The sequence below is a fragment of the Thalassotalea sp. Sam97 genome (genome assembly GCF_041379765.1).
Lineage (GTDB): Bacteria > Pseudomonadota > Gammaproteobacteria > Enterobacterales > Alteromonadaceae > Thalassotalea_A > Thalassotalea_A maritima.
On the sequence record NZ_CP166919.1, the window covers coordinates 410,980 to 436,081 of the forward strand.

Genomic DNA, 25,102 nt, shown 5'->3' on the forward strand with positions numbered 1-25,102 from the left:
TAACGATAGCCCCTTTGTCGTACCTATAAGGTACATCATTGATGTCTCTCATCAATAACAAAATTGATACATTTGGAGGATATATGGCTGTAGCCGCCAACAAGCGTTCTGTAATGACTCTGTTTTCTTTAGCAGATGATATGTATTCACATCAGGCAAGAATCGTTCTTGCGGAGAAAGGTGTCGGTGTTGATATTCACTTGGTAGATCCTGACAATTTACCAGAAGATCTAATTGACCTAAACCCATATGGCACTGTACCTACCTTGATTGATCGCGAACTTGCTTTATATGAAGCGAAAATCATTATGGAATACCTGGATGAGCGTTTTCCGCATCCTCCTTTAATGCCGGTTTACCCTGTTTCTCGTGGTCGTTCACGTTTGATGATGCACCGTATTGAGCATGACTGGTATTCATTAGCGAAAGTTATTATGAATAGCGAAGGCGCAGAAGCTGACAAAGCTCGTCAAGAGTTACGTGAAAGCTTATTAAGTGTTGCTCCTATTTTAAATGAAGCGCCATACTTTATGAGCGAAGAGTTTAGCTTAGTTGATTGTTATTTAGCGCCGTTACTATGGCGTTTACCTGTGCTTGGTATTGAGTTATCAGGTCAAGGTAGTCGTGAACTGAAAACTTATATGTTACGTTTATTCGATCGTCAATCGTTCCAGGCATCATTAACTGAAGCTGAGCGCGAACTTCGCTTTGGTCATCCTGCGTAATTTCTGAGTTTTGGAACACGTCATGGACATAGAGATGACCTCGAATAAGCCATATCTGATCCGCGCATTTTATGATTGGATTTTAGATAATGAGCTTACACCATATATCGTGGTAGATACCGATTACCCTAATGTGATGGTACCGGTCAACTATATTGATAATGGCCAAATCGTCCTTAATATTGCCCCTGCCTCGGTTGGTTCAATCGCTATGGTGGGCGAGGTGATCGAGTTCACCGCGCGCTTTGGTGGTAAGGTTGAGCACTTGTATGTGCCATTTGAGGCCGTAGCAGCGATTTACGCACGAGAAAATGGTGTTGGTAGCTCTTTTGCTGTTGATTATCCTGAAGCCGAGGAAGTCGAGCCTGAGCCGCCTGCTAAGCCGCAAGTAAAAGGTAAGCCTAGCTTGTCGGTTGTAAAATAGATAAAAAACCAGCGCTACGCTGGTTTTTTTACCTCTACTGTTAACTGATGCCTTGTGCTTTAAACAAGCATTGATTAGCACCATCAGTGGCTTTGTACTAGCTCATCATGGTTGCAGATGATTAACCACATTGGTTAATAAAGCGATGCTCGGTCGACAGCTAATAAAAAACGGCTTACGCCGTTTTTTATCAGAGCGAAACGAGTGTCACGCTTATATTGCTTGAAATGCTTTATATACTCTAGCAACACCATTGATATTACGAACAATATCAACGGCAATGTTTGCTTCTTTGTTATTTACTAATCCCATCAAAAATACTTCAGAGTCTTCGGTTACCACTTTAATGGCGGTACCATCTATTTTGTCTGAGGCAAGTAATTCCGTTTTAACTTTAGTTGTTAACCACGTGTCGTTGGTACGTGTACCTAGACCGGTTTTTTGGGCAACGCGAATTTGGTTGTGAATTTTCTTAATACCTAAAATACCTTTAACGGTATCTTGAATTTGACGTCGAACTTGCTCACTCGGCGCCTGGCCCACCATTAGTACCGTACCATTGAGGCTGGTTACTTGGACTCGTGTTGCGTCTGTCACTAGCTTTTTATCGGCAAGTAATGCGTATGCTTTGACTTCGATGGCTTGATCATCGACTTGAGCGCCTATAGTGCGGCGGTCATTGATTGAGGCTGCGCCTGCACCAACGCCAGCGACTAATGCAACAGCACAGCCTTGAAGCAAAGACAGAGTTAGTAGCGCAATCGTTATTTTTTTCATTGGCCTTCCCAGTAGTTTAAAAAATTAATTATCAGCTTGCGGGAATAACGTAGTATCGATAATGTCACACAAGCAATGAATGGTTAATAAATGGACTTCTTGAATGCGACATGTACGTGCAGAAGGTACACGAATCTCGACGTCGCTTTCTCCCAATAACCCCGCAATTTCACCACCATCGTTACCCGTTAAAGCGATAATTTTCATATCTCTTGCAACGGCCGCTTCGATGGCTTTTATGACGTTTGCTGAATTGCCACTGGTTGAAATGGCTAATAAAATATCACCAGTATTACCCAAGGCGCGAACTTGTTTTGAAAATACTTCTTCGTAAGCGTAGTCATTGGCGATAGAGGTTAATGTAGAGCTATCTGTTGTTAACGCAATCGCTGGTAAACTTGGACGTTCTGTTTCGTAACGATTTAACAATTCTGATGAGAAATGCTGCGCATCACCAGCACTTCCACCGTTTCCACAACTTAAAATTTTATGGCCACCCAGTAGACACTCGACCATAGTCATGCCGGCACGTTCGATCGCTACTGGCAGTTCTTCGCTTGCTGCTATTTTGGTCTCAATACTTTCGCGAAAATTCTGTCTAACGCGTTCTAACATGTTTACTCTCCATAAAAGGCATTTTTATGCCAGTTGATATCGGGTGAATGCAAGTCGCCAGAGATGGTGATGACATCAAAACGACAGTCGCTATTATATTCACTCAAGTTATTCTTTTGCAGAAAAAATTGTGCTGTTTTGATGATTTTTGCCATCTTTCTCGAATCTACACTCGCTTCGGGTGCGGCAAATTGTCGATGGTGGCGATATTTAACTTCAACAAATACCCAACCATGTGGGGATTGCATAATTAAGTCAATCTCGCCCATCTTACATTGGAAGTTGGCCTGAATATATTTTAACCCTTGTTGCTTTAAATAGTTGAGGGCGACTTTTTCTGCTAATTGGCCAAGGCTGCGAGTTGAAGGCTTATTCCATATCAATCGGTACTATCCTAGACGCGCGAATTGTTGCCCATAATAAACTTCTATTAATCACACGGTTACGATTCATCTTCAGCTTTCCTGTTTCACCGGCAAATACCATGGAAGGTATCAGTGTCATCGGTTGCAATAGGTTACTAAGTTTAATACTGTCGATACCTAATGCATACAATCGCTCAGCTTGACTTGAACGGTTAGGCCAGATATCTCGCGCCTCGTTCACTAATCTAAGATTTTCGGCTTGCTCGGGCAGTAACCATGGCGCATCGGTGAAAGTGAGGCCACTTAAATCACGGCGACTGTTAGCATCAATGTTTTTATCATGACTTCTTGAGCTGGCGAACAATGGGATAACTTCAGCAGACGGACTTATATTCACGTCAATATAAGGCTTTATTAATCTCGCTTGGTCAGTATTGGCGATGATATAAATCATATCAATATCGCGACGATTGCGTGGCTGAACTTCAACCGGCGTATTAACGCCATTGCGTATTGCCTTAATACGCTCATCTGACAAATTCACATCTAAGCTGCGCTTCACCGCTGCTTGCATGCCTTTTCCTTCAGGGTAATAGACAACGGATGCTTTTTTTCCGCCTTGTTGCAACCACTCTTCGCTAAAGGTTTTCGCCATACGTTGACCTACGCTGCTGTCTTGGCTAAGCACCAAGGCATTTTCATAACCTTGTCTGCGCAAGGTAAATGCTGCTTGCCTAGCTTCCGCTTCAGGTAGCATGGAAATAGCGAATTGATCCGCTTGCAGTGATTGATTTTCTGGTAAATTTAGCAATAAGGTTTGCCAAGGAGAAGAGCGCTCACTATCAGCATGTGTTTGGTTGGCCATTAATCGTAAATAATCATCAACATGTTGCTTTAACAGCGGGCCGATAACCAGTTGCGGCGATAATTGTTGAAGTTGACTGATGATATCGGTCATTTGATACTTATTGGTATCAATAAAGTGCAATGTCGTGAACTCATCATTGCCTGCCAAGATCCCCGCTTGGATTGTTTGCCCTAAGCTTTTTTCACGATCTGATAGTGGTAAAAGTATCGCCACATCTTGGATCACGGATGGGTATTCCAAACGAGCAGCGATATCGAAAAAGTTAGAAACTAACCCATTTGCCAAATGGGTAGGGTAGTTATACTGCCATTGTGTAAGTAATTGGCGTACTTGACTGCCACTACCTTCGGATATCGACAAAGCTCTATCTAACGCTATCCAACCGTCAAGTTGAGGTATGTTTTGCCGCTTTAAATAATCCAACTGCCAAGGTTGTAGGCTAGCAATTAATTCATAGAGTTGCTGCAATTGTTCGATATCGTTGCTTGGATAAAGCGAAAAATATTCACTGTAAGCCATTACGGCATCAACGCTTAGGCCATATTGGTAGATAATTTCGGCACGTAATCTTAATAAACGACGTGAACGACTGCTGGTATCGATTTGCGCTATGTATTGGTAAGCCTTGTCGATTTCACCTAGCTCGAAAAGAGCATGAGCAAGGTTTAACTTGTTATAGGTTGCTTGGCTTTCGGTAAGAGGTAAGCGACTAAGTTGGTTAGATAAGTGTAAGCTTTTACTTAGTTGCTGTTCGTCAATATAACGCTTACTGGCTTGCAGCATATAGACAATTGCTAATTCATTGTCAGCGTCTGTTGCTAGCTCTAGTAAGTCATCGGCATCTTGCTGGCCATCTTCGATTATCGGTGGCTGCGGTGATGTTATTGGTGATTCAGGTTCTACGGGCTGTTGTGGCGTTGGCGTGTCAGGTTTGCTTGTACAACCTACGGCGAGTAGGGCAAGCAAGCTGATGAGCGCAAAATTCCTGCAATTTGAATACGTCGTTTTTATTGTCACTTGGTGCCAATTCCTAATAAGCTCGAAAGTTTGTGAGTATCGGGGAAAAGTCTACTCAACAAAAAATATTGGTATATAATAAACCGCTAGTTCAACTGTGAGCAACCACTTGTCCGGATACAGGCCGTTTTATATGCATCAATTTTCCGTTAATTCTAGCACTCTTTACATTGTTTCTACGCCAATCGGCAATTTACTTGATATTAGCCAAAGAGCGCTAGAGGTTCTTGCTCAGGTTGATCTTATTGCTTGTGAAGATACTCGTCACACCAATAAGCTACTTGCTTACTTTAATATTAAGAATAAAACCATTTCTTTGCATGATCATAATGAACGCCAGCGTCAAGTGCAGATCGCTAGTATGTTGCAAGAAGGCAAAACTATTGCCTTAGTAAGTGATGCCGGTACGCCACTCATATCTGATCCTGGATTTCATATTGTTCGCCATTTACGCTCGCTAAACTTGGATGTTGTGCCCGTTCCTGGTTGTTGTGCCGCTATCGCCGCGCTAAGTGTTTCGGGCTTACCGACCGACCGCTTTACTTTCGAAGGCTTCTTACCGTCTAAATCAGGCGCACGACAAGCAACACTCGCCGCGTTGGCAGGTGAAGCTCGCACTATGGTCTTTTATGATGCGCCCCGTCGCGCCATAGATACCGTGCAAGATATTCATGACGTATTAGGAGCGGATCGACATATTGTTATTGCCAGAGAAATAACCAAGACTTTTGAAACTGTACACAGTGATACGGCCGCCAATATGCTGACATGGCTGCAAGATGATCCAAATCAATTAAAAGGTGAAATGGTGCTGATGATCGAAGGTGCTAAGCACGATCCTGGAGCCATTGATGAGGCGGCCATAAAAACCTTAAAATTGTTACTGGTAGAAATGAAACCGAAAAAAGCGTGCGCTATTGCTGCTGAAATTCATGGTGTTAAGAAAAACGCCTTATATCAAGTGGCATTGCAAATGAAAGACTAGTTCGCTGAACTAGCTTAGGCCGACAGTTGCTATAAGTTTGGCTTCTTAATTATTTACGTTTTTTGGGTAATGGTTATCAGTTTGTTGATAAAAGCTTTAAGCGAGTCTTTATCATCAAATTCGATATCGTATTTGCCGTGAAACATTAACGTCATTAATACATCTTTGTAGCCCAAAAAACAGGTGTAACCGTCGAAGTCTTGCCAAGCAGCGATACCTTGGTACTCAAACTTATCATCGTGTTTGTCGCCTTTGTTAGTGATTTCTGCAAAGGCGGCAAGCGCTAATTTATTATCAATTAAATTTTCCATCTATAGCTCTTCGATATTTGCTAATACTGCGGCAGCGTGTTGCAATGTTTGTTGTTGATCTTTTTGCTTCTGCCAATTTTTGTATATTAGTGCCATTCTTGGATTGTTACTAAATTTATCGCTATGTTGGGCAATAAAATGCCAATAAAGGCTATTTAAAGGGCAAGCTTGGTCACCATGTTTTTGTTTGACGTTGTAATGGCAATGTTGACAATAATCGCTCATTTTATTGATATAATTGCCACAGGCAGCATAGGGCTTTGAAGCAATAAGGCCATCGTCAGCAAATTGACTCATGCCACGAGTATTTGCCAGCTCAACCCATTGCAACGCATCAACATAAATGCCTAAATACCACTCGTCAACCGCTTGAGGTTTAACACCAGCGATTAAGCAAAAGTTACCAGTTATCATCAAGCGCTGAATGTGATGTGCATAACCATATCGCAAGCTTTGTTGGATGGTGGTTGCCAAGCAATTCAACTTGGTATTGCCAGTCCAAAACCAAGAGGGCAATGAGCGTTTATGGTTTAACGCATTACGTCGCTCGTAATCGGGCATATTACGCCAATACATGCCCCGTACAAATTCGCGCCAACCAAGTATTTGGCGAACGAAACCTTCGATGCTGGCAATGCAGCAATCACCTTGTTGGTATACGTTTAACGCTTGAGCAATAACTTGCTGTGGCGATATCAGTTTGCTATTTAATGCAAACGATAGTCGGCAGTGGTATAAACTCCAACTTTTGTCTGCCAGCAAATCATTGCTGCTTTGAGTCATGGCATCTTGAAAACGACCGAAATTAGCTAATAGATTACGACAAAAGTAATCGAGCAACTGTTTTGCCTGTTGCTGTGATATCGGCCATAGTAGATTGTCACTTGAATTACCAAAGCTTGGAATAGCAAATTTGTCTAAACGCTGATTTATCGAGGTGACATCGTTGTTAAATAGCAAAGGCTCTGGAATCTCTGAAATGTCTTTGCCACTTAAGGCGTGTCGATTTTGCTTGTCATAATTCCACTGGCCCCCCTCGGGTTGGTCATTGCTCATCAGAATATTAAAGCGACGACGCATATTACGATAAAAATGCTCCATACGGTGTTTTACGTTTGGCTTAAACAGGGCTTTGAGATCTTGGTGATTTAAAAAGAAGTGCTCTGTATCGTCGCATTGATAAGGTATGGCTAATTGCTGACAAAAGTTTTGCATTTGCTTATGCAAGCGATATTCATCGGGTTGCATATAAAAAAACGCTTCAACCTGGTGTTTGCTTAGTAACTCATCAAGTAACGGTTCGATGCTCGGATAGTCGCCGGTTTGCTCAAGTGTTAAGTGCAGCACCTGAAAGCCTCGCTGGGAGAGTTCGGCTGCAAAGTTTTGCATTGCGGCTAAAAATGCTTGGATTTTTTGTTTATGGTGGTAGCAGTAACGCAATTCTTGTTGCAACTCAGCAATAACGAAAAGGTTGTCGTCGTTGCATTGTTTAAACCATGAGTGATCGATATTAAGTTGATCGCCGAATATCAAGTACAGACGTCTATATGATGAGTGCTGCATGGTTTTCCTTGTCTTGAAATCTGTGGCGTTGGTTGCGACAACGTCGTGAACAATAAACTATGTGGTGCCAGTTATTGCGCCAGTTATTGCGCCATTTTTTGCGCCAGGCAAATGGTCGTTGACAAACTGGACATTGTTTTTGAGGTAAGTCGCTCTTATTCAAAAGTATCACCACCAGCATTGGTTTTAGCATCTAGGCTGTCATCCTCATCAATCTTAGACGATGGAGCCGTTTGTGAGTGAGCATTCTCCACAGGCCAGTCAACGATATCGCTAAAATATGTCATTTGATGCGCCTTGCCCTGCCAACGCTGTACGAACTCACCATGTGGATCATAGAGCTGTTGTTGCTTGGCAATATTAAAGTGACGCCCACCGCGCGGATCGCTGCCAACGCCAGCAATATACTGCCAATTTCCCCAATTGTTTGCGACGTCGTAGTCAATCAAATGCATCTGAAAAAAGCGTGCGCCAAAGCGCCAATCTAGGGCAAACTCGTTAACAAAGAAGCTAGCAGCGATTTGCCTCGCACGGTTTGATATATAGCCAGTTTGCGTTAACTGGTTAATGATGGCGTTGACAAAAGCTGACGGTGTTTGTGCGCTACAATATGCCTTAAAGCGTTGTGGGTAAAAACTTGTTGCTGGACGCTTACCATTGATACCGGTAAAGCGAAAAAAATTGTCCTGAAATTTTAACAATAGCCAATGAAAATATTCTCGCCAAAGTAATTCAAACCCAATCCAGTAGGTAGATTGATTAGCACCATGCTCGTGTTCAAATGCTTTTAATGCCCACCAAACCTGCCTTGCAGATAATGCGCCTTGCGCTAACGCTGCGCTAAGTTTTGTTGATGACAGTGGCTTGTCTAGATCGTTACGAGTTTGCTTGTAGGTGAGTGCTCTATTTGAATTAAAGTAATTAGTAAGTTGTTGCTGCGAGTCGATCGCAGCACATGTATTATGGTGTGTAATCACTGGTTGATTAAGCAGTGGTGATGGGAGGCTTACTATTTGCAAGCACGGCTCGATGGGCGTAGCGTGCTTCTCGACAAGGCGTCTAAATTTACTAAAACTATCGGCAATGTCTTGTGGTGCAAATGGTAAATCACTCGCTGTGAACAACGTATGCTGATGGCTGGTGATGATGTTGATACCGCACATCTCTTTGAGCCGTCGCAATTTATTCTTTTCATAACTTGCAAGAGGCGCAGAACAAAACAAAGTATCTATGTTTAGTTCATTAATAAACTTTGCCAGTTGGTCAACACCGTCCGAGTCAATAATTTCAAGGTGTTGCCCAAAGTCGGCTAATTCTATTTGCAGTTGCCTTAGTAATCGCTGAATAAAATAGTATCGGTGGTTACCCATAAAGCGGCAATCACTGCTGTCGAGGCGTCGCTCGTTGGCATCAAACGCGTAAGCGAGACACAGTTTGCTCGAATGCCGCGCAGCGAGTTGTAAAGCTTTATTGTCTTGAATGCGTAAATCGTTACTAAACAAGAACATATTGTGTGTCATAGATTCACCTCAGCAAATTATACGTGACGAAACTTGTTCAGGTTTTCTTAGCTCACGTTGCTTACTTATAAAAATACATTTACCTCATAGGCCCATTCGATTAGAATGCTCGCTGAGTTGGCCAGACAATCGCTGCTCAATCGTTGTATGCTTGCATAGACGGATTGGGGGGAGGAAAGTCCGGGCTCCATAGAGCAGGGTGCCAGATAACGTCTGGGAGGCGAAAGCCTACGACAAGTGCAGCAGAGAGAAGACCGCCTAAGCACTTTACGTGCCGGTAAGGGTGAAAGGGTGCGGTAAGAGCGCACCGGGCCGCTGGTAACAGTTGGCAGCAGGGTAAACTCCACCCGGAGCAAGACCAAATAGGGTTCCGTACGGCGTGGCTCGCGTTGGAACCGGGTAGGTTGCTTGAGCCTTGGGGCGATCCAAGGCCTAGACGAATGATTGTCCACGACAGAACCCGGCTTATCGGCCAACTCAACAAATTCTCGAAAGCTCGGCTATAGCAATACAGTCGGGCTTTTCTTTTTTAAGCTGTCTAACAAGCTTGTAAAGACTGTCGGACAATCATCGTTTCGAAGGATTGTATTAATCCAAGCGCTAGAACCCGGCTTGTCAGCCAACTCAACAAATTCTCGAAAGCCTGATTATGGAAACATAGTCAGGCTTCTTTATCCGCCGGACAATCATCGTCTCGAATGATTGTATTAATCCAAGTGCCAGACCCCGGCTTGTCAGCCAACTCAATAAATTCTCGAAAGCCTGATTATGGAAACATAGTCAGGCTTTTCTTTTACAACATACAATTGCTACCAAGGACTAGAGGCCCGGTATAGCGACTTATTGTTGTAATGGATATACCGCTTTTAAATAATTATTTACATTTTATTTGAAGCTTGTGGTTGTTTATAAAACAGTAAAAACTTGCTAATCGGCTTTAGGTGTTTTAGCGTATCGTTAATAAAATCAACACTATAGTTTGAAGTTTTTAATCACGATTACAACGTTAGGGGAAATATTTATGAAAAAGTCATTAGTTGCTGTCGCATTGAGCACAGCATTGTTAGCTGCTTGTAGCGAGCAGCAAGTCGAACCAAAAGCTGCCTTAGCAGATACTAAACCGGCGGTAACTGAGTCAGCATCAACAGAAGTTGCGAGCACTGAGCAAGGTAAAGCTGAATTGGGTAGCTTTGGTGTAGATTTAACTGCACGAGATTTGAATGTAAAACCAGGTGATGACTTTTTCATGTACGCAAGCGGTACGTGGTATAACAATTATGAGATGCCTGCCGACAAAACGCGTTATGGTGCATTTACCGCACTCGCTGAAAAAAGTGAGGAGCAAGTCAAAGAAATTATCGATGATATTGTCAGCCGCAAAGATTTGAATGCTGAAGAGCAAATGATAGCTGATTTTTATCATGCCTACATGGATACCGAAACCATTAACAAAAAAGGTATTAAACCCATTCAGTCGCTACTTGATGATATTGCCGCTGTTGCATCTACGGATGATCTAACCAAAGTGTTTGGCAAATCGTGGCTAACCGGAGGGGCATCACCAATCGGTGGTGGTATGTGGTTTAACCGTCTTGATCCTGATAAATATGAAATGTCGCTATGGGCGGGTGGTCTTGGCTTACCAGATCGCTCGTATTATTTGGTAGATAGTGAGCGCTTTGCCAAAACACGTGATGCCTACGTTAAACACATTGCTGAAATGCTTAACTTTGCAGGCGTTGAAGCTACAGAACAAAAAGCGCAAGCTATTTTGGCACTAGAAACCAAAATTGCTGAAGGACACTGGCCACGTGAAAAACGTCGTAATCGCGACTTAACATTAAACCAAATTCAACGTGATGCGCTAGCAACGGAATACCCAAATTTTAATTGGGATCTGTATTTCGCACAGACGGGCTACCAGGTACCACAACTTAATGTATCGCAACCAGAGCCTATTAAAGCGATGATTGCTTTGATTAATAGCGAAGATCTTAGTGTTTGGAAAGACTACCTGACGTTCCATGCACTACGCGCGAATGCGGATTTGTTATCGGAAGATGTTTTTAATAGTTACTTTGCTTTCTATGGTAAAGAATTAAGCGGTCAGCAAGAGCCTCGTCCGCGCTGGAAACGCGCTATTTCAGAAATGTCAGGTACTCAATCACTGGGCTTTGCGATTGGTAAAGTATACGTTGATCGTTACTTCCCTGAGTCATCGAAGGCACAAATGTCAGAGCTTGTTGAAAATCTTCGTAAGGCACTGGGTGAGCGTATCGATAACCTTGGTTGGATGAGTGAAGAAACTAAGGTCAATGCAAAAGCAAAACTTGCAGCGTTTAATCCGAAAATTGGTTACCCAGATGTGTGGCAAGAATTTGACGGTCTAACCATTTCTAAAGATGACCTAGTTGGTAGTATTCATAACATGCGTGAATTTTTCCGAGCTGACAGTGTTGCTAAAGAGCTTGAGAAGACGGATCGAAACCGCTGGGGCATGACTCCGCAGCGAGTAAACGCTTACTATAATAGTTCGTTCAATGAAATCGTATTTCCTGCAGCCATTTTGCAACCGCCATTCTTTGATCCAAATGCCGACGCGGCAGTAAACTACGGCGCGATTGGCGCGGTAATCGGTCATGAAATGGGCCATGGCTTCGATGACCAAGGCTCTAAGTCTGATGCTAACGGTATCCAACGTAACTGGTGGACAGATGAAGATCGTGCTGCATTTGAAGCCAAAGCTGATAAGTTAGCCGAGCAATACAGTCAATACGAACCGATCCCTGAAAACTTTGTAAATGGTCGCAACAGTTTAGGTGAAAACATTGGTGACGTTGGTGGCCTGGCTATGGCATACCATGCTTATAAGCTGAGTTTAAATGGCAAAGAAGCCCCTGTGATTGATGGCTTAACCGGTGATCAACGCTTCTTCTTAGCTTGGGCACAGGTTTGGAAAGAAAAACGCACCGAGCAAAGCATGCTAAATCAACTGCGTGCAGGTACGCATGCGCCAGGTCGCTACCGAGCACTTGCGCCACGTAACCACGATGCGTGGTACAAAGCGTTTGATGTGAAACCAGGTGATGAGCTGTACTTACCAGAAGATCAGCGCGTACGTATTTGGTAGTGATATCCATACGTTAAATGACAATAAAAAAATCCAGTGCTAGTCACTGGATTTTTTTATTAAAAGAGCGGTGTGATGAATAACATAAGTCGTATGTTATTCATCCGTGTAATATTGTCAGCTACAAGTATTGTTTTACAAACTTATCTATTGCTTCCAGTGTAATTGCTCGGTTGTGCGGTTTTTCAATATCATGATTTTCGTTTTCTAATTCGATAAAGGTGACCTTTTTACCCGCATCACCTAATTCGTCGTACATTTCTTCAGATTGGCGAATCGGTACCACTAAGTCATGTTCACCATGAATAAGGAGTACCGGAATCTTGACTTTATCAACAAAATTTACCGGTGATATATTATGTAAGTGGTCATCGTCTAGCGTGCCGTTAGAAATAACTTTATCCCAATAGCTAACAACCCAGTGGTTACGGCCATATTGCTGCTTCTCAACACGCATCATGTGTTCAACATTTGCAACACCGTTTATCGATACGGCACACTGATATACATCAGGTGTAAATGTTGCACCGGCAAGAGCTGCATAACCGCCATAACTGGCGCCCACGATACACACTTTATCGGCATCGACTAAGCCTTGTTTGGCGAACTCTTGCACCGCATCGGTTAAATCATCTTGCATTTTACGACCCCACTCACCGCGACCTGCAAACAAGTGTTTGGTGCCAAAGCCTGTTGAACCTCGAAATTGCGGCTGAATAACCAGGTAACCTTGACTGGCAAAGTATTGCGCTAACCAATCAAATTGAATTTTATCATAGGCTTCTGGGCCGCCGTGTGGCAGCATAATGGTCGGCAGTTTCTCCGCAAGCTTGTTATTCGGAAGGGTTAGCAAGGTTGGAATAACTAGGCCATCTCGGGCGGTATAGGATGTTTCTTGTATATTGTGAACGTTATCGTCAGTGATATGTGGTCGCACCAGGCCGAGAGAAGATAAACCGCCTTGGCTATATTTTACAAATTGCCCAGAGCTACCTTCACCATCGATATGCAAGACGATATTAGACCAATCACTGGTGTAATCTGCGATCGTTATGGCGCTATTAGGTAGGGCTTTTTGGATCCCTTTTAAACGAGCATTAAGCTTTTTATCAAAAAATTCATAACTGGGTTTAAAGCCCGAGTATTGCACCCCGTAAACAACGCGATTAACGTCGCTAAGCACATGTTCAATGTCACGGTCTTCACGGCTAAATAAAGGCCCAGCTTCGGTACCGTCTGTTAATGACAAAGTATAGTAAGCCCAACGGCCATGCTCTTCATCTTGGCGGATCATCACGATGTGTTGGTAGTCAGCAGTAATTCCAGCGAAATTTACATGACGTATGTCGGTTTTTTCTTCAAAGATTATTTTCCATTCACCATCGTGCCATGCTTCGAGTCGATGCCTGTTTAAATTATTATTAAATCGTTCACGAGCTAGCAGTTCACCATTGGCATCAACAAAAAAATCTATGGTATCAGGTGTACCTTTTTTGTGGATTTTAGGTGAGCGTCTTTTGCTTATATCTACTTTAAACAGGCTGTATTTTTCTCTTTCATCCCAAGCAGGCATATAGGCATATTTTTTATCAGGTGATACACCAACGACCCGCCCTAAGGCCGTTTGTGGTGCGTAAATACCTTTTCCTGCTGTTAATAATTGATGCAAACCGCCTGTTTCTAAGTTGAAAGAAAAAGCCACACTCACATCATAACGACCAAACATGCCTAGTAAACGGCTACTCTTTGAGACCAATAAAATTATTTTATTTTCATCAACAAAGTAGGCAAAATCGGGATTAACACTGGCAACATCAACGGCGCGGATCATGTCACCTTTTTCAAGATCAACAACAATCAAATAATCTTTGTCATCTCCTGTTAGCCGATAGGCAATTTTGGTACCTGAGGGGGATATTGCCATTTTACTTTTTTCTGGCAGCTTGGCGTAATCGGCGTAAGTTAAACTGTATGCCTTTACGTGGGACGTGGTAAACAATAACAACATCCCGAGGCTTAATAATAAAGCGCGCATTTAAGTCCTTAATTTATAATTTTTTTTAGTTTCGTTGCCTTATGCTATGTTAACTGTAAATTAAGTCAATATTCTCTGTTGTTGATTTATAAAAGATCACAATTACAAGTCGCTGCATGACTAGAGGATTTACGGTATTGAAAAAGCAGGTGAAGGTTTAGTTGTTATCAATCGCTTGCCACTACCTCAATAAGATAATAAGGGGAATGTCATATGAAATTAGCTAAAAGCGCTGGTGTTGTTTTATTGTTACTGTCGACATCGGTACGTGCCGAAGAAGCCCTGTCTCCTTGGTCTGGAGATGTTGATTTTGGCTACACCAAATTAACGGGCAATAGTGATGATAGTACAATGACCGGCAAGATTGCCGCGGTATGGGAAAGTCAGCCTTGGAAATGGGGTGTTCAGGCTGATGCGTTAGGGTCTAAATCAGAGCAGCAGCGTACAGCCGAAAAATACGGTTTGCTAACGCGCTTATCCTATAACTTTACCGATAAAAACTATGTATTTGCGCGTGCGACTTACGAGTCGGATAAGTTTAGTGGCTACGATTATCAGGCAACGGCAACCGCAGGTTTAGGCTGGAATTTATATGATTTACCGACCTTTTCATGGGATGTGGAGTTGGGCGCAGGTTTTCGTACCTCCAAGGTAGATCAAAATGCCTTAGGCGAAGATGAAAACGAGCCTATTGTGACAGCGGGTACAGTCATTAATTACCAGCTTTCGGACAGTGCCGACTTTAATCAGTACCTAAGTTATGAAAAAGGCAGTGATATTGATATTTTTTATTCGTCCAGTGAATTAGCGGTTAAAATCATTGACGCTTTAGCAATGAAGTTAAGTTATAACTACAAATACACGTCTGATGTGCCTGTTGGCACGAATGACACTGATACCGAAACGATTGTGAGCCTAAGTTATAGCTTTTAAGTCGCTATATAGAACAAGTTCGAATTTTCAATGGTTTACTAAGCTTGGTGGCAAGGTTAGGTAATGTTGTTTATGAGTATTATTGGTTTTATCAGATAGGTGGTCTATGCGTTTGGCTCATGTTTATCAACTAAGCTACTGACGAACCTCTTAGGCGACAGGCTAAATCATTTTAGCTTGCCGTTGCAGGATGGAAGGTACCTAATACCAATCACATTAAGTTATTGCTCACCCGTAGAGAGTTTACCAGAGGCCCATTTACGGCCCTATATTTCATTAATATAGAATGACTATATCAATGAAATCTATGTTGTAACTGAACCTCTGCCCTAACTCTGAGTTGGGCACAAACTTAGTGTAATTGGTATAATTGTCGCCGATGTTAGCGAATGTACATTACGCTCAAGGTCGAATTTATGCTACCTTTTTTGCTCAATACAAACTTTACCAGCATATAGAAAAATTATGGCATATTGGCTTTTTAAAACCGAACCCGATGTATTTTCCATCAATGATTTGCACGCGCGCGGTGCCGATGGCGAAGTTTGGGATGGGGTGCGCAATTACCAGGCCCGCAATTTTATGCGTGATCAAGCAAAGATTGGCGATAAGGTATTTATCTACCATTCCAGTTGCAAACACGTTGGTATCGCCGGTATTGCCAGTATTATTGAAACTCAAGTTATCGATCCCAGTCAATTTGATCAAACTAGTCAATATTTCGATGAAAAGTCGACGCAAGATGAGCCGCGCTGGATTTGTGTTAAGGTTGCTTTTGAGCAAAAATTGCCGCGTTTAATATCACTTCAACGACTCAAAGCTCATCCTGACCTTGTTGATATGCCACTGTTGAAAAAGGGCAGCCGTTTGTCGGTGATGCCCATATCTGCTGAGCATTGGCAAGCAATATTGGCTATGGCATAGCAATGGCTAGCGTTGCTCATTATTGAGGTATGGCTGCAGTAGAGCAAGAGCTTGTTCAAAGTCATAGCTGTCGATTGCTTTATTTAAGGACTTGAACCAATTGCTGTCGGCTAAATGCTGCAAGGTTATCTCATGTTGCAGTAAATAGTCTGCTGCTGCACTGTCATAATCAGCCAACATGCTATAAAGGTGCTGAATAACAGAATGCTTATCTTGAACTTCGGCTTGGTTTTTCTCGGTTGTCTGTTCTGTGGCGGTTGGCGCTATCGTTTGCTTAACAATAGGAGATATCTCGGTAATAACTGCGGATAAGCAATGCTGCAGATGAACTACACTATCATGACTTACATTATTGTCTGAACTTTGCTTTTCAATGTCGGCAGCCGCATTTTGCAAGCTCTTGGCTGCAATATTACCTGCTAAGCCTTTTAAGGTATGAGCCAAACGATTAGCAAGTGCATAATCGTTATTGGCGAGGGCTTGGGTAATATCATTAGCTGCATTTAAGTGGCTATCGTGAAACTTTCTCAGTAATTTCAAATACAGATCTTTGTCGCCAAGCGTACGCCGTAAACCGTCACTGACGTCTAAGTTATCCATATGCTCAGGCAGGTAACGATTACTCGTGATTGGTTTTGTTGGTTCAATATCGGCCTGTTTATTACCTTTAATCCATTTTGCCATAGTTTTAAACATATGATTAACGTTTACGGGCTTGGCAATATGATCGTTCATACCGACAGCAATAGCTTTCTCTCTGTCACCAGTCATGGCATTTGCAGTCATGGCAATAATGGGAAGTGCTTCATATTTGCTCTGCTGCCTTATTTTTTTTGTTGCTGTATAGCCATCCATAACAGGCATCTGACAATCCATTAAAATACCATCATAATGTTGATGGGTGAGCTTTTCTAAAGCTTGTTGACCATCATCCGCCAAATCACAGGTCATGCCATTTTGGGTTAGTAAAGCAAAAATAAGCTCTTGATTAATTTCATTATCTTCAACCGCTAGGATATGGGCTCCTTGCAGTTGAGCTAACGCTTCTTGAGACTCGTTACGGCGACTAATTGACGCATCGTGTTCTATTGTGTGGCCAAAACTGTTACTGATGGCGTCATGTAAACTCGATGCCGTTACCGGTTTGGTTAATACATCATCAACGTGTATATCGCCGATGCGCATGTTGAGCTCTTCGCGACCATAAGCAGTAACCATAAAGACAATGGGTTGATGTTGTAACTTCAAGTCATTGCGTAATGCTCGCACCGCTTCGATGCCGTCCATTGATGGCATTTGCCAATCCATAAGGACCAATTGGTAGGGTTGCTCGGCATCAGCGCTTTTCAACATTTGTAGTGCCATGGTCGCATTGTCACAAACGCTGGCTTCGTAGCCAAGGTTATTAATAATCTTTTGAAAAATTTCCAGCGCGTATTGGTTGTCGTCGACAATTAAAACTCGACTGATCTTTTTGTGCGCTAACATAGGCTTGCGTGTTGCTGATTGTTGCCGTTGAAAGGTAAGTGCAAAAGAAAAGTTACTACCGACATTCAGCTCGCTGACAAGGCGAATTTCGCCGCCCATTAATTTCACTAACTTGTTGGATATCGCCAATCCTAAACCGGTACCACCATGCTTACGCGTTGTTGATGCATCAGCTTGTGTAAACGGTTGAAATAATCGGGCTTGTTGTTCGGGGCTAATACCAATACCAGAATCGATGACTTGAAACTCAAGCTCGGCATATTGTTGATTGGCAAATTTTCGAGTTATCTTAATAATCACCTCACCTTTGTGGGTGAATTTTACCGCGTTGTTACTTAGATTGATCAGTACTTGGGTTAATCGCAACGGATCACCGATCAGGTTCATAGGTAACTCAGGTTCAATATCAAATAATAACTCCAGATGTTTTTCTTCAGCTTTTATGCTGACAAAATTGGTTAGACTTTCAAGCACATCGCCAAGATTGAAGTCTATGGCTTCAACTTCTAACTTACCAGCTTCAATCTTGGAAAAATCGAGGATGTCATTGATGATCCCAAGTAAGGATTCGGCACTTCGGTGCACTTTATCAATATAATTACGTTGTTGGCGATCGAGTTCTGTTTCCAGTGCCAAATGTGACATACCAATAATGGCATTCATTGGCGTGCGTATTTCGTGCGACATATTGGCGAGGAAATCTGATTTGGCTCGATTAGCTTCTTCTGCCTGTTGCTGCGCTTGAATGTAATCAAGCTCAAGTTGTTTACGTTCGGTAATGTCGATATGAACGCCAGACACTCGGCTGGGTTTGCCCTCGTGATTGGTTTCAGTGATGCGGCCGATATCTAAAATCCATTTGGTACTTGCTGAACCTGATTCAATCCGCATTTCTTCTTTAAACTCGCTGCGCTGACCATGCAAGTACTCGAGCATATGCGACTCTATCGTTTCCCTGTCATCGGGATGCACATACTTAGTCCAGTTTTCTAAACTGTTGCGCAAGGTAAACCAGTCTTTTTCTTCCTCGACAAATTCACTGTCTTGGCCTAAACCGAGCATATTTGCACTGACACGATTAATTTTGATGACTTGCTGTTCAGGGAAAAACTCCCACAAGCCTATGCGAGCACCATAGGTTGCCGCGTCTAAACGCTCCTCACTTTGCTTAAGTCGCAGCTGTTGTTCATGTCGCTCAGTGATATCACGTAAAATGCCAATAAATACCATTTCATTATCGAGGACGCTTTCACGCACAGAAACCTCGAGCGGGAAAATATCGCCATTTTTTCGTTTACCATAAACCGTGCGTACGCTATCAACGGCATTGGCTTGATAATCACTAAGAATATTATTGTCTTGCTCGGCAAAATCATCGGCCTGAATGGTGGTAATGTGCTGTTCAATAATTTCGTTGCCAGCAAAGCCAAAAATGCGTTGTGCGGCACTGGAAAACTCTAAGATGTTACCGCTTTTATTAATGACAACAACACCATCGGCTACGCTGTCTAAAATTGTTCGATAACGACTTTCGCTGTCTAAAAGCTCTGCCTTTAAGGTTTCTTGCTTAGTGATATCAACCATGACGCCATCGAAATACTTACATTGGGCAATAGGATCTTTCACTGTGGTTGCTTTTAGTTGAACAATCTTTATTGAGTCATCACGGTGTTTGATTTTAAAGGTCGATAAAAACGGTTTAAGCTCTAGGTTGGAGCTTTTGATTTGTTTACGCAAAAGTTCAAGATCTTCAGCATCGATAATCTCGTAAAAGCGATTTAATGGCTGTTGCTGCTGAAATTCGTCTACATCAAAGCCAGTAATATCGGCAATTTTATCGCTGATAAATACCAACTCGGCATCACTATTGAAGCTTTTACTAAATTGAAAGCGAAACACAGCGCCAGGGATGTTGGTCACCATAGAACGAAACAACATTTCGTTTTGGGTGAGTTGAGACAGTGCTTTTTCACGTTCGGTAATGTCAATTAACGACAGTCTAACCTCATGACCGTCGCTGGATCTAATCGCCGAAGCGGCGATCCGTAACGGTGCACCATTAGCATTAACAAGGTCGATATTCACATCGCTTTGTTGCTCTCCAGCAAGTGCGTTTTCAAATAAACTAATGCCGGCTTTGTTGGCTGGTTCGGCAGGTAAGAGATTAGCCCAGCGCATATCTTCTAGCTCAAAAGATGAATAGCCGGTGAGTTGTAAAAAGACTTTGTTGTGCTTACCAATATAGCCGTCGGGAAGCAAGGTCGCATGAGCAACGGGAGAGTTTTGGTAGAGATCAGAAAGCCTGGCTTCTCTATCTGAGAGTTCTTTTGTTCGTTTTTTAACCCGGCTTTCCAGCTCATTATTGGTTTGTAGCAATCTGTCGTTCATGCGGGTCAACACATTAACAGCCATTTTTGCCAAAATCGCCATTAACAGAATAACGCTAATCAGCACCAGTAAAATAGTAAGCCGCAGTTGATCATAACCTGCTTTTATTTCATCTAAGTCTATTTCAGAGATGACGCCCACACCAAGCTCATCAAGCCAGCGCCACGCACCTAATACCTCAATGCCACGGTAGTCCGTGTAAGCTTTGCTGGTTTGTCCATCTTGTTGCGATAATACTTTCTCAGCACTGTAGGTTAATGGCAGTTGGTTTGGTGAGGTATCGTCATTAAATGGTATGTCAGCACTCAGTTGTCGACCGGGGTTGCGTAATTCAATGCTTAAGATACTCGACTGGCCGTCAGCTATTAGACCTATCTCTGCTAAACGTTTCTCAAAACGACTGGCAGAGACCATAACACCTTGTTTATTAACTAGATAGGTTTCGCCACTTTTACCAACTCGAGCACTGGCGATAATTGGATATAGTTCCTGGTAAGGGTCGATGCGCAGCGCCATCACCGCGATAATATTTCGTTGTTGGTCATAGACGGGACCAACAACAAACATTGTGGTGTTATGGGCGCCTAAGCCTTTTTGCACATCATGCAAGGAGACATCACTGCGCAAAGGACCAACGACAACATTCTTGCCAGCAAAGGCCTGAGCGAGTAATTCTGGTGCTTGTGTGCTAAGTAGGTTTGTTTCACCAAGGTTACTATCACGTAGAGAGCCATAGTTAATATGATCTTTACCAATCACGAAGAAACCAACATGGCGATTTTCAAGGGAGAGATCATTGTAGAGTTGGCGTAACTGTTGTAAATCACTGTTGGTAACTAACTGCTCAGCATTAGCCGTGAGTAAGCTTTCAATTAGCGTAGTGCTCAATGGGTCATCGGCAACAATACGCAAGGTGGCGATTTGTCCGTGATACCAGCTTTGTAATGATGAATGAGTGGTTTCAGCAACGGTTGCTAATGACTCACTGGCTTGGTGCTGCATCTGCTTGCGCATGGTATGCAAGCCATAATTAATCAAAATAGAGATGATTAATAGAAAAATCATCAATACGCCGGTGATCAACTGTTTGGCTTGGCTATTAGCGAGAAGTAGCGACAACTCCTGTTGCGTTTGCTGGCGCACTTTATAAACAACGAAAACTAGCAAGCCAATGAGCAGGACAACGGCAGCTAAAATAGATTCGTTATACATATAAACATTCTATCGTTAAGTTGTGCTTAATCATTTAAAATAAGCATAGCAGTAACAACTGTGAATGGTATTCGCAGCGACTTGCTTTAGGGGAGTTGCTTGATAGGTTGTTTAGTCGTCGAGTTGATAACAGAGCTGATGGCAAAAGTCGCACCGTAGATTGCACACCTTGCTTAGGCAAACGTGATAACTAGGCGAAAGTAAAAACGACGCCGTAGCGTCGTTTTTACTGGTCGGTCATAGATGATTTGCTTATGACGACTTATTGTGTCGATAGTAGTTTATTAAATGACGCGTCGAGCTGTCATGAGCAGTACTGTCGCTATCACTGATAATTTCTGCATGAATATTGTTTGCCAGTCCTTTGCCAAGTTCTACACCCCATTGATCAAACGAGCAAATGTTCAATAGTATCCCTTGGCTAAATATTTTGTGCTCATACAAAGCAACCAATTGGCCTAGCGCGTACGGGGTTATTTTATCGAATAAAAATGTTGAGCTTGGGCGATTGCCTTGATGTACTTTGTGCGGTGCAATCATATCAATGAACTCTGGTGATTTACCTTGTTTGGTTAAGGTGTCACGTACTTCTTGCTCGCTAACACCCGTCATAAACGCTTCCGCTTGCGCAAACATATTGGCCATTAAGATATCGTGGTGAGCAGCCATTTCGCGAATCGGTTGCACCGAGCCGATAAAGTCGGCAGGGACAATGTTATTGCCTTGATGTAGGTATTGATAAAAGGCGTGCTGACCATTAATACCTATTTCACCCCAAATGGTTGGAACGGTGTTGTAATCTACCACGTCACCTTGCATGCTGACATGCTTACCATTACTTTCCATTTCCGCTTGCTGCAAATAAGCGGTTAAGCGATGCAGGACTTGATCATACGGTAAGATGACCTGTGATCGAGCGTTTAAAAAGGTGCAATTCCATAAGCTTAAACACGCCATAATAAATGGGATATTCGTTTCTAACGGAGCGCTTTGAAAATGATCGTCCACTTCGCGCGCACCCAGTAACAAACTTTGGAAATGTTCAAAGCCTAAATACAGAGCAATCGGTAAACCTATGGTTGACCATAATGAGAAGCGGCCGCCTACCCAGTCCCACATGTCAAAAATGTTTTGCGCATCAATTCCAAATGCCGTTACTTTTTCAATATTGGTTGAAACCGCAACGAAGTGTTTGGCTACAGCCGCTTTATCACCAAGCTTGTCAACTAAATGACGCATTGCGGTATTCGCATTAGTCATGGTTTCTGATGTGGTAAAAGTTTTACTGGATATAACAAATAGTGCTGTTTCTGGGTCAATACGATCAAGCACGTCAGCAATTTGGTTGCCATCGACATTCGATACATAATGTACATTTAAACCTGTGGTGCTATAGGCCTTAAGTGCATTGGTGGCCATTTCTGGACCAAGATTTGAACCACCAACACCAATGCTGACAATATCGGTAATGGCTTTGCCAGTATGGCCGCGCCATTCTCCTGAATGGACGCTTAGGCAAAATTGTTGCATTTTATCAAGTTGCTGTTGAACTTGTTCGCTTACGTTAACCCCATCAACGACCAAAGGCTGTGTTGTATCACGACGCAATGCGACATGTAACACGCTGCGATCTTCGGTGACATTAATACGTTCGCCGGAGAACATTTTTTCACGCCAATCATTGAAGTTACATTGCTCGGCGAGTTGCAAGAACAAGTCCATGGTTTGTTCATCAATATTTTGTTTTGAATAATCAAAAAGCAAACCCGATAACGACGCACTGTATTTATCAAAGCGCTGTGGATCTTGTTCAAACATCGCTTTAATCGAACGATTAGGTGCAGATTTAGCCAGTTGATGCAGTTGTTGCCATGCAGGTAATGCAGAACGAGTCATAATATAATTCCTTTCATTGTAATCGATCAGTAAACAGCTATGGCGCAAATATTAGCAGAGCTACCTGCAAAATGCTGTAAATAACATTCACTTAGCCAGCTGTAGTGGTTATCCAAGAATATTCGTGTTGATAGTCGCATTCTTTCCCATAATCCCACTCGGCTTTACCTGTTATTTACAAAGGCTGACTTTATGTTGATTTGCTCCTGCTTTAGTGGTCGAGATAGGGTAAAATGCGCACGGATATCCACAAATCTCCACATCATTATAAAAATATCTGAGCGAGTTTCGTTGAGCCTTGATCCTTCTGCTTTTGCTTACTGTTGTTATCCTGTTACGGTGCTTGACAATGGTTGACACAAATCACTAAACTGTAGTTTGGTGGGAAAAAGTGGAGAATTGTGGATCATTACGCTATTGTTTAAAAATTATACAATGGCGTCTGTAGCAAACAACTGACAATAATTATGTTTATAGGTTCGAACAGCATTACTTTAGATAGCAAAAATCGGATCACGATACCCACCAAGTACCGTGACGGTTTGTTTGTTGATTATCAAGGTAAAATGGTCTGTACCGTACATACCGAAAGTCGCTGTTTATTGCTGTATCCACAGGCTGAATGGGAAGAGCTGGAACTTAAGCTCAGCCGTTTATCCGATATGCACCGCAGCGAGCGCATTATTAAGCGTTTGCTTTTAGGTAACGCCACAGAATGTGACCTCGACAAAAATGGTCGCCTGTTACTTAGCCCGGTATTAAGACAGCATGCCAACCTAGAAAAAAATGTCATGCTTGTCGGTTTGCATAATAAGTTTGAAATTTGGAACGAAGCCGATTGGTACGCGGAAACGCAACAAGGTATTGCTGACAATCAGCAAGGTAATTTAGAACCAACTGAAAGATTATCAGATCTATCGCTTTAGCTTTGCCTGATAGCGATAGGAGAATATATATGGCAACAGAATTTGCACACATATCGGTATTACTACAAGAAGCCGTTGACGGTCTGGATATAAAACCAGATGGCACCTACATCGATTGTACATTTGGTCGTGGTGGTCACTCTGGATTGATACTTAAAAGCCTAGGCGAAAACGGACGACTGATAGCCATTGATAGGGATCCGCAAGCAATAGAGTCTGCGCAAAAATTTGCTGACGATCCTCGATTTCAAATCGTACACAGTGGCTTTGCAGACCTGCAGGAAATTGCCGTCGACTTAGCATTAGTGGATAAGGTCGACGGTATCTTGCTTGATCTTGGCGTTTCTTCACCGCAACTTGACGATGCGAGCCGTGGTTTTAGCTTTATGAAAGACGGACCGCTGGATATGCGCATGGATACTAGCCGTGGGCAAACAGCTGCCGAATGGTTAAGCCGAGCCGATGTCGAGGATATCACGTGGGTATTACGTACCTTTGGCGAAGAAAAACAGGCATGGCGTATTGCTAATGCCATTGTTGCCGCCCGAGAGGAAGAAGAGCTTACCACAACAGGGCAGTTGGCGAGAGTGATTAAGCAAGCCGCCCCACAAAAAGAGATCAAAAAACATCCGGCGACGCGCAGCTTTCAGGCAATCCGCATGTATATCAACTCGGAACTTGAACAAATTGAAAAGGCCTTGGCGGCATCGCTTGACGTGCTCAGAGAAAATGGTCGTTTGGTGGTGATTAGTTTTCACTCTCTGGAAGATAGATTGGTAAAACAATTTATGAAAAAGCACAGTACCGCGAAAAAGGTGCCTCGTGGTATGCCGATTACCGAAGATGAGTTAGATAAAACCAAGAAGTTGACCTTAGTCGGTAAAAAGTTGAAACCGAGCAAGCAAGAGGTATCTGATAACGTGCGTTCACGCAGTTCGGTATTGCGTGTTGCTAGTCGGTTGGCAAAACAAAGCGACTAGCATAGCAAATTAGGGCAGTG

19 protein-coding genes and 1 other RNA gene are annotated in these 25,102 nt (G+C 42.8%); 9 read left to right on the forward strand and 11 right to left on the reverse strand.

Features of this window, described 5'->3' with window-relative positions; translation table 11 throughout:
* The first annotated feature begins 83 nt into the window (after window positions 1-83).
* A complete protein-coding gene (sspA, locus tag ACAX20_RS01815) occupies window positions 84-725 on the forward strand; it encodes a stringent starvation protein SspA (RefSeq protein WP_371188086.1) in 642 nt (213 codons plus the stop codon).
* A 34-nt stretch (window positions 726-759) separates the two neighbouring features.
* The gene (locus tag ACAX20_RS01820; RefSeq protein ID WP_371189549.1) at window positions 760-1,149 is read left to right on the forward strand and encodes a ClpXP protease specificity-enhancing factor; all 390 of its coding nucleotides are present in this window, start codon (window positions 760-762) and stop codon (window positions 1,147-1,149) included.
* Window positions 1,150-1,362: 213 nt separating this feature from the next.
* Here ACAX20_RS01820 and ACAX20_RS01825 read toward each other — a convergent pair whose 3' ends face one another.
* The 4 genes from ACAX20_RS01825 to ACAX20_RS01840 are packed head-to-tail and all read right to left on the reverse strand — an operon-like array spanning window position 1,363 to window position 4,791.
* On the reverse strand, window positions 1,363-1,926 hold the full coding sequence (locus tag ACAX20_RS01825) for a BON domain-containing protein (protein ID WP_371188088.1): 564 nt from the start codon (window positions 1,924-1,926) through the stop codon (window positions 1,363-1,365).
* Between the two features lie 24 nt (window positions 1,927-1,950).
* On the reverse strand, window positions 1,951-2,541 hold the full coding sequence (locus tag ACAX20_RS01830) for a phosphoheptose isomerase (RefSeq protein ID WP_371188090.1): 591 nt from the start codon (window positions 2,539-2,541) through the stop codon (window positions 1,951-1,953).
* Between the two features lie 2 nt (window positions 2,542-2,543).
* Window positions 2,544-2,924, reverse strand: a complete 381-nt coding sequence (locus ACAX20_RS01835; RefSeq protein WP_371188092.1) for a YraN family protein — start codon at window positions 2,922-2,924, stop codon at window positions 2,544-2,546.
* Window positions 2,911-4,791: a penicillin-binding protein activator gene (locus tag ACAX20_RS01840; protein ID WP_371188094.1), complete on the reverse strand. Its 1,881-nt coding sequence runs from the start codon at window positions 4,789-4,791 to the stop codon at window positions 2,911-2,913. Before ACAX20_RS01840 ends, ACAX20_RS01835 begins: the two co-directional genes overlap by 14 nt.
* A 133-nt stretch (window positions 4,792-4,924) precedes the next feature.
* Here ACAX20_RS01840 and rsmI point away from each other — a divergent pair, with 133 nt between their 5' ends.
* On the forward strand, window positions 4,925-5,776 hold the full coding sequence (rsmI, locus tag ACAX20_RS01845; RefSeq protein ID WP_371188096.1) for a 16S rRNA (cytidine(1402)-2'-O)-methyltransferase: 852 nt from the start codon (window positions 4,925-4,927) through the stop codon (window positions 5,774-5,776).
* Window positions 5,777-5,829: 53 nt separating this feature from the next.
* Here the strand turns inward: rsmI and ACAX20_RS01850 are convergent, their stop codons facing one another.
* Genes ACAX20_RS01850 through ACAX20_RS01865 form a run of 4 tightly spaced genes read right to left on the reverse strand, consistent with a single transcriptional unit; the run spans window position 5,830 to window position 9,170 of the window.
* Window positions 5,830-6,087, reverse strand: coding sequence for a DUF3081 family protein (locus tag ACAX20_RS01850; RefSeq protein WP_371188098.1), 258 nt, complete (start codon window positions 6,085-6,087; stop codon window positions 5,830-5,832).
* Window positions 6,088-7,650, reverse strand: coding sequence for a cryptochrome/photolyase family protein (locus ACAX20_RS01855; protein ID WP_371188100.1), 1,563 nt, complete (start codon window positions 7,648-7,650; stop codon window positions 6,088-6,090).
* Window positions 7,631-7,843, reverse strand: a complete 213-nt coding sequence (locus ACAX20_RS01860; protein ID WP_371188102.1) for a DUF2256 domain-containing protein — start codon at window positions 7,841-7,843, stop codon at window positions 7,631-7,633. The genes ACAX20_RS01855 and ACAX20_RS01860 overlap by 20 nt, the downstream gene beginning before the upstream one ends.
* Window positions 7,806-9,170 carry a DASH family cryptochrome gene (locus tag ACAX20_RS01865; RefSeq protein WP_371188104.1) on the reverse strand — a complete coding sequence of 455 codons (1,365 nt, stop codon included), beginning with the start codon at window positions 9,168-9,170 and terminating at the stop codon, window positions 7,806-7,808. The genes ACAX20_RS01860 and ACAX20_RS01865 overlap by 38 nt, the downstream gene beginning before the upstream one ends.
* A 113-nt stretch (window positions 9,171-9,283) precedes the next feature.
* On the opposite strand from ACAX20_RS01865, the gene rnpB reads away from it, so the two are divergent.
* Both rnpB and ACAX20_RS01875 read left to right on the forward strand, forming a co-directional pair.
* An RNA gene (rnpB, locus tag ACAX20_RS01870) (RNase P RNA component class A) lies at window positions 9,284-9,654 on the forward strand.
* Between the two features lie 537 nt (window positions 9,655-10,191).
* On the forward strand, window positions 10,192-12,300 hold the full coding sequence (locus ACAX20_RS01875; protein ID WP_371188106.1) for a M13 family metallopeptidase: 2,109 nt from the start codon (window positions 10,192-10,194) through the stop codon (window positions 12,298-12,300).
* Between the two features lie 121 nt (window positions 12,301-12,421).
* On the opposite strand, the gene ACAX20_RS01880 is transcribed toward ACAX20_RS01875, so the two are convergent.
* The gene (locus ACAX20_RS01880) at window positions 12,422-14,335 is read right to left on the reverse strand and encodes an alpha/beta hydrolase family protein (protein ID WP_371188108.1); all 1,914 of its coding nucleotides are present in this window, start codon (window positions 14,333-14,335) and stop codon (window positions 12,422-12,424) included.
* 213 nt (window positions 14,336-14,548) lie between these two features.
* Between ACAX20_RS01880 and ACAX20_RS01885 the strand changes: the two genes are divergently transcribed.
* Both ACAX20_RS01885 and ACAX20_RS01890 read left to right on the forward strand, forming a co-directional pair.
* Complete coding sequence (locus ACAX20_RS01885; RefSeq protein WP_371188110.1) at window positions 14,549-15,268, forward strand: YdiY family protein; 720 nt, start codon at window positions 14,549-14,551, stop codon at window positions 15,266-15,268.
* 465 nt (window positions 15,269-15,733) lie between these two features.
* Window positions 15,734-16,192 carry an EVE domain-containing protein gene (locus tag ACAX20_RS01890; RefSeq protein WP_371188112.1) on the forward strand — a complete coding sequence of 153 codons (459 nt, stop codon included), beginning with the start codon at window positions 15,734-15,736 and terminating at the stop codon, window positions 16,190-16,192.
* A 6-nt stretch (window positions 16,193-16,198) separates the two neighbouring features.
* Here ACAX20_RS01890 and ACAX20_RS01895 read toward each other — a convergent pair whose 3' ends face one another.
* Together ACAX20_RS01895 and pgi are read right to left on the reverse strand one after the other, a co-directional pair.
* The gene (locus tag ACAX20_RS01895; protein WP_371188114.1) at window positions 16,199-21,280 is read right to left on the reverse strand and encodes a response regulator; all 5,082 of its coding nucleotides are present in this window, start codon (window positions 21,278-21,280) and stop codon (window positions 16,199-16,201) included.
* Between the two features lie 252 nt (window positions 21,281-21,532).
* Window positions 21,533-23,179: a glucose-6-phosphate isomerase gene (gene pgi / locus ACAX20_RS01900; protein ID WP_371189551.1), complete on the reverse strand. Its 1,647-nt coding sequence runs from the start codon at window positions 23,177-23,179 to the stop codon at window positions 21,533-21,535.
* Between the two features lie 464 nt (window positions 23,180-23,643).
* Here pgi and mraZ point away from each other — a divergent pair, with 464 nt between their 5' ends.
* Window positions 23,644-24,102, forward strand: coding sequence for a division/cell wall cluster transcriptional repressor MraZ (gene mraZ / locus ACAX20_RS01905; protein WP_371188116.1), 459 nt, complete (start codon window positions 23,644-23,646; stop codon window positions 24,100-24,102).
* A gap of 29 nt (window positions 24,103-24,131) precedes the next feature.
* A complete protein-coding gene (gene rsmH / locus ACAX20_RS01910; protein ID WP_371188118.1) occupies window positions 24,132-25,082 on the forward strand; it encodes a 16S rRNA (cytosine(1402)-N(4))-methyltransferase RsmH in 951 nt (316 codons plus the stop codon).
* Window positions 25,083-25,102 lie beyond the last annotated feature (20 nt).

What these genes read in the sequence shown, in the direction of transcription:
- sspA (WP_371188086.1), top strand. Translation starts at nt 84, where the DNA reads ATGGCTGTAGCCGCCAACAAGCGTTCTGTAATGACTCTGTTTTCTTTA.
- ACAX20_RS01820 (WP_371189549.1), top strand. Translation starts at nt 760, where the DNA reads ATGACCTCGAATAAGCCATATCTGATCCGCGCATTTTATGATTGGATT.
- ACAX20_RS01825 (WP_371188088.1), bottom strand. Translation starts at nt 1,926, where the DNA reads ATGAAAAAAATAACGATTGCGCTACTAACTCTGTCTTTGCTTCAAGGC.
- ACAX20_RS01830 (WP_371188090.1), bottom strand. Translation starts at nt 2,541, where the DNA reads ATGTTAGAACGCGTTAGACAGAATTTTCGCGAAAGTATTGAGACCAAA.
- rsmI (WP_371188096.1), top strand. Translation starts at nt 4,925, where the DNA reads ATGCATCAATTTTCCGTTAATTCTAGCACTCTTTACATTGTTTCTACG.
- ACAX20_RS01850 (WP_371188098.1), bottom strand. Translation starts at nt 6,087, where the DNA reads ATGGAAAATTTAATTGATAATAAATTAGCGCTTGCCGCCTTTGCAGAA.
- ACAX20_RS01855 (WP_371188100.1), bottom strand. Translation starts at nt 7,650, where the DNA reads ATGCAGCACTCATCATATAGACGTCTGTACTTGATATTCGGCGATCAA.
- ACAX20_RS01860 (WP_371188102.1), bottom strand. Translation starts at nt 7,843, where the DNA reads ATGCTAAAACCAATGCTGGTGGTGATACTTTTGAATAAGAGCGACTTA.
- ACAX20_RS01865 (WP_371188104.1), bottom strand. Translation starts at nt 9,170, where the DNA reads ATGACACACAATATGTTCTTGTTTAGTAACGATTTACGCATTCAAGAC.
- ACAX20_RS01875 (WP_371188106.1), top strand. Translation starts at nt 10,192, where the DNA reads ATGAAAAAGTCATTAGTTGCTGTCGCATTGAGCACAGCATTGTTAGCT.
- ACAX20_RS01880 (WP_371188108.1), bottom strand. Translation starts at nt 14,335, where the DNA reads ATGCGCGCTTTATTATTAAGCCTCGGGATGTTGTTATTGTTTACCACG.
- ACAX20_RS01885 (WP_371188110.1), top strand. Translation starts at nt 14,549, where the DNA reads ATGAAATTAGCTAAAAGCGCTGGTGTTGTTTTATTGTTACTGTCGACA.
- ACAX20_RS01890 (WP_371188112.1), top strand. Translation starts at nt 15,734, where the DNA reads ATGGCATATTGGCTTTTTAAAACCGAACCCGATGTATTTTCCATCAAT.
- ACAX20_RS01895 (WP_371188114.1), bottom strand. Translation starts at nt 21,280, where the DNA reads ATGTATAACGAATCTATTTTAGCTGCCGTTGTCCTGCTCATTGGCTTG.
- mraZ (WP_371188116.1), top strand. Translation starts at nt 23,644, where the DNA reads ATGTTTATAGGTTCGAACAGCATTACTTTAGATAGCAAAAATCGGATC.
- rsmH (WP_371188118.1), top strand. Translation starts at nt 24,132, where the DNA reads ATGGCAACAGAATTTGCACACATATCGGTATTACTACAAGAAGCCGTT.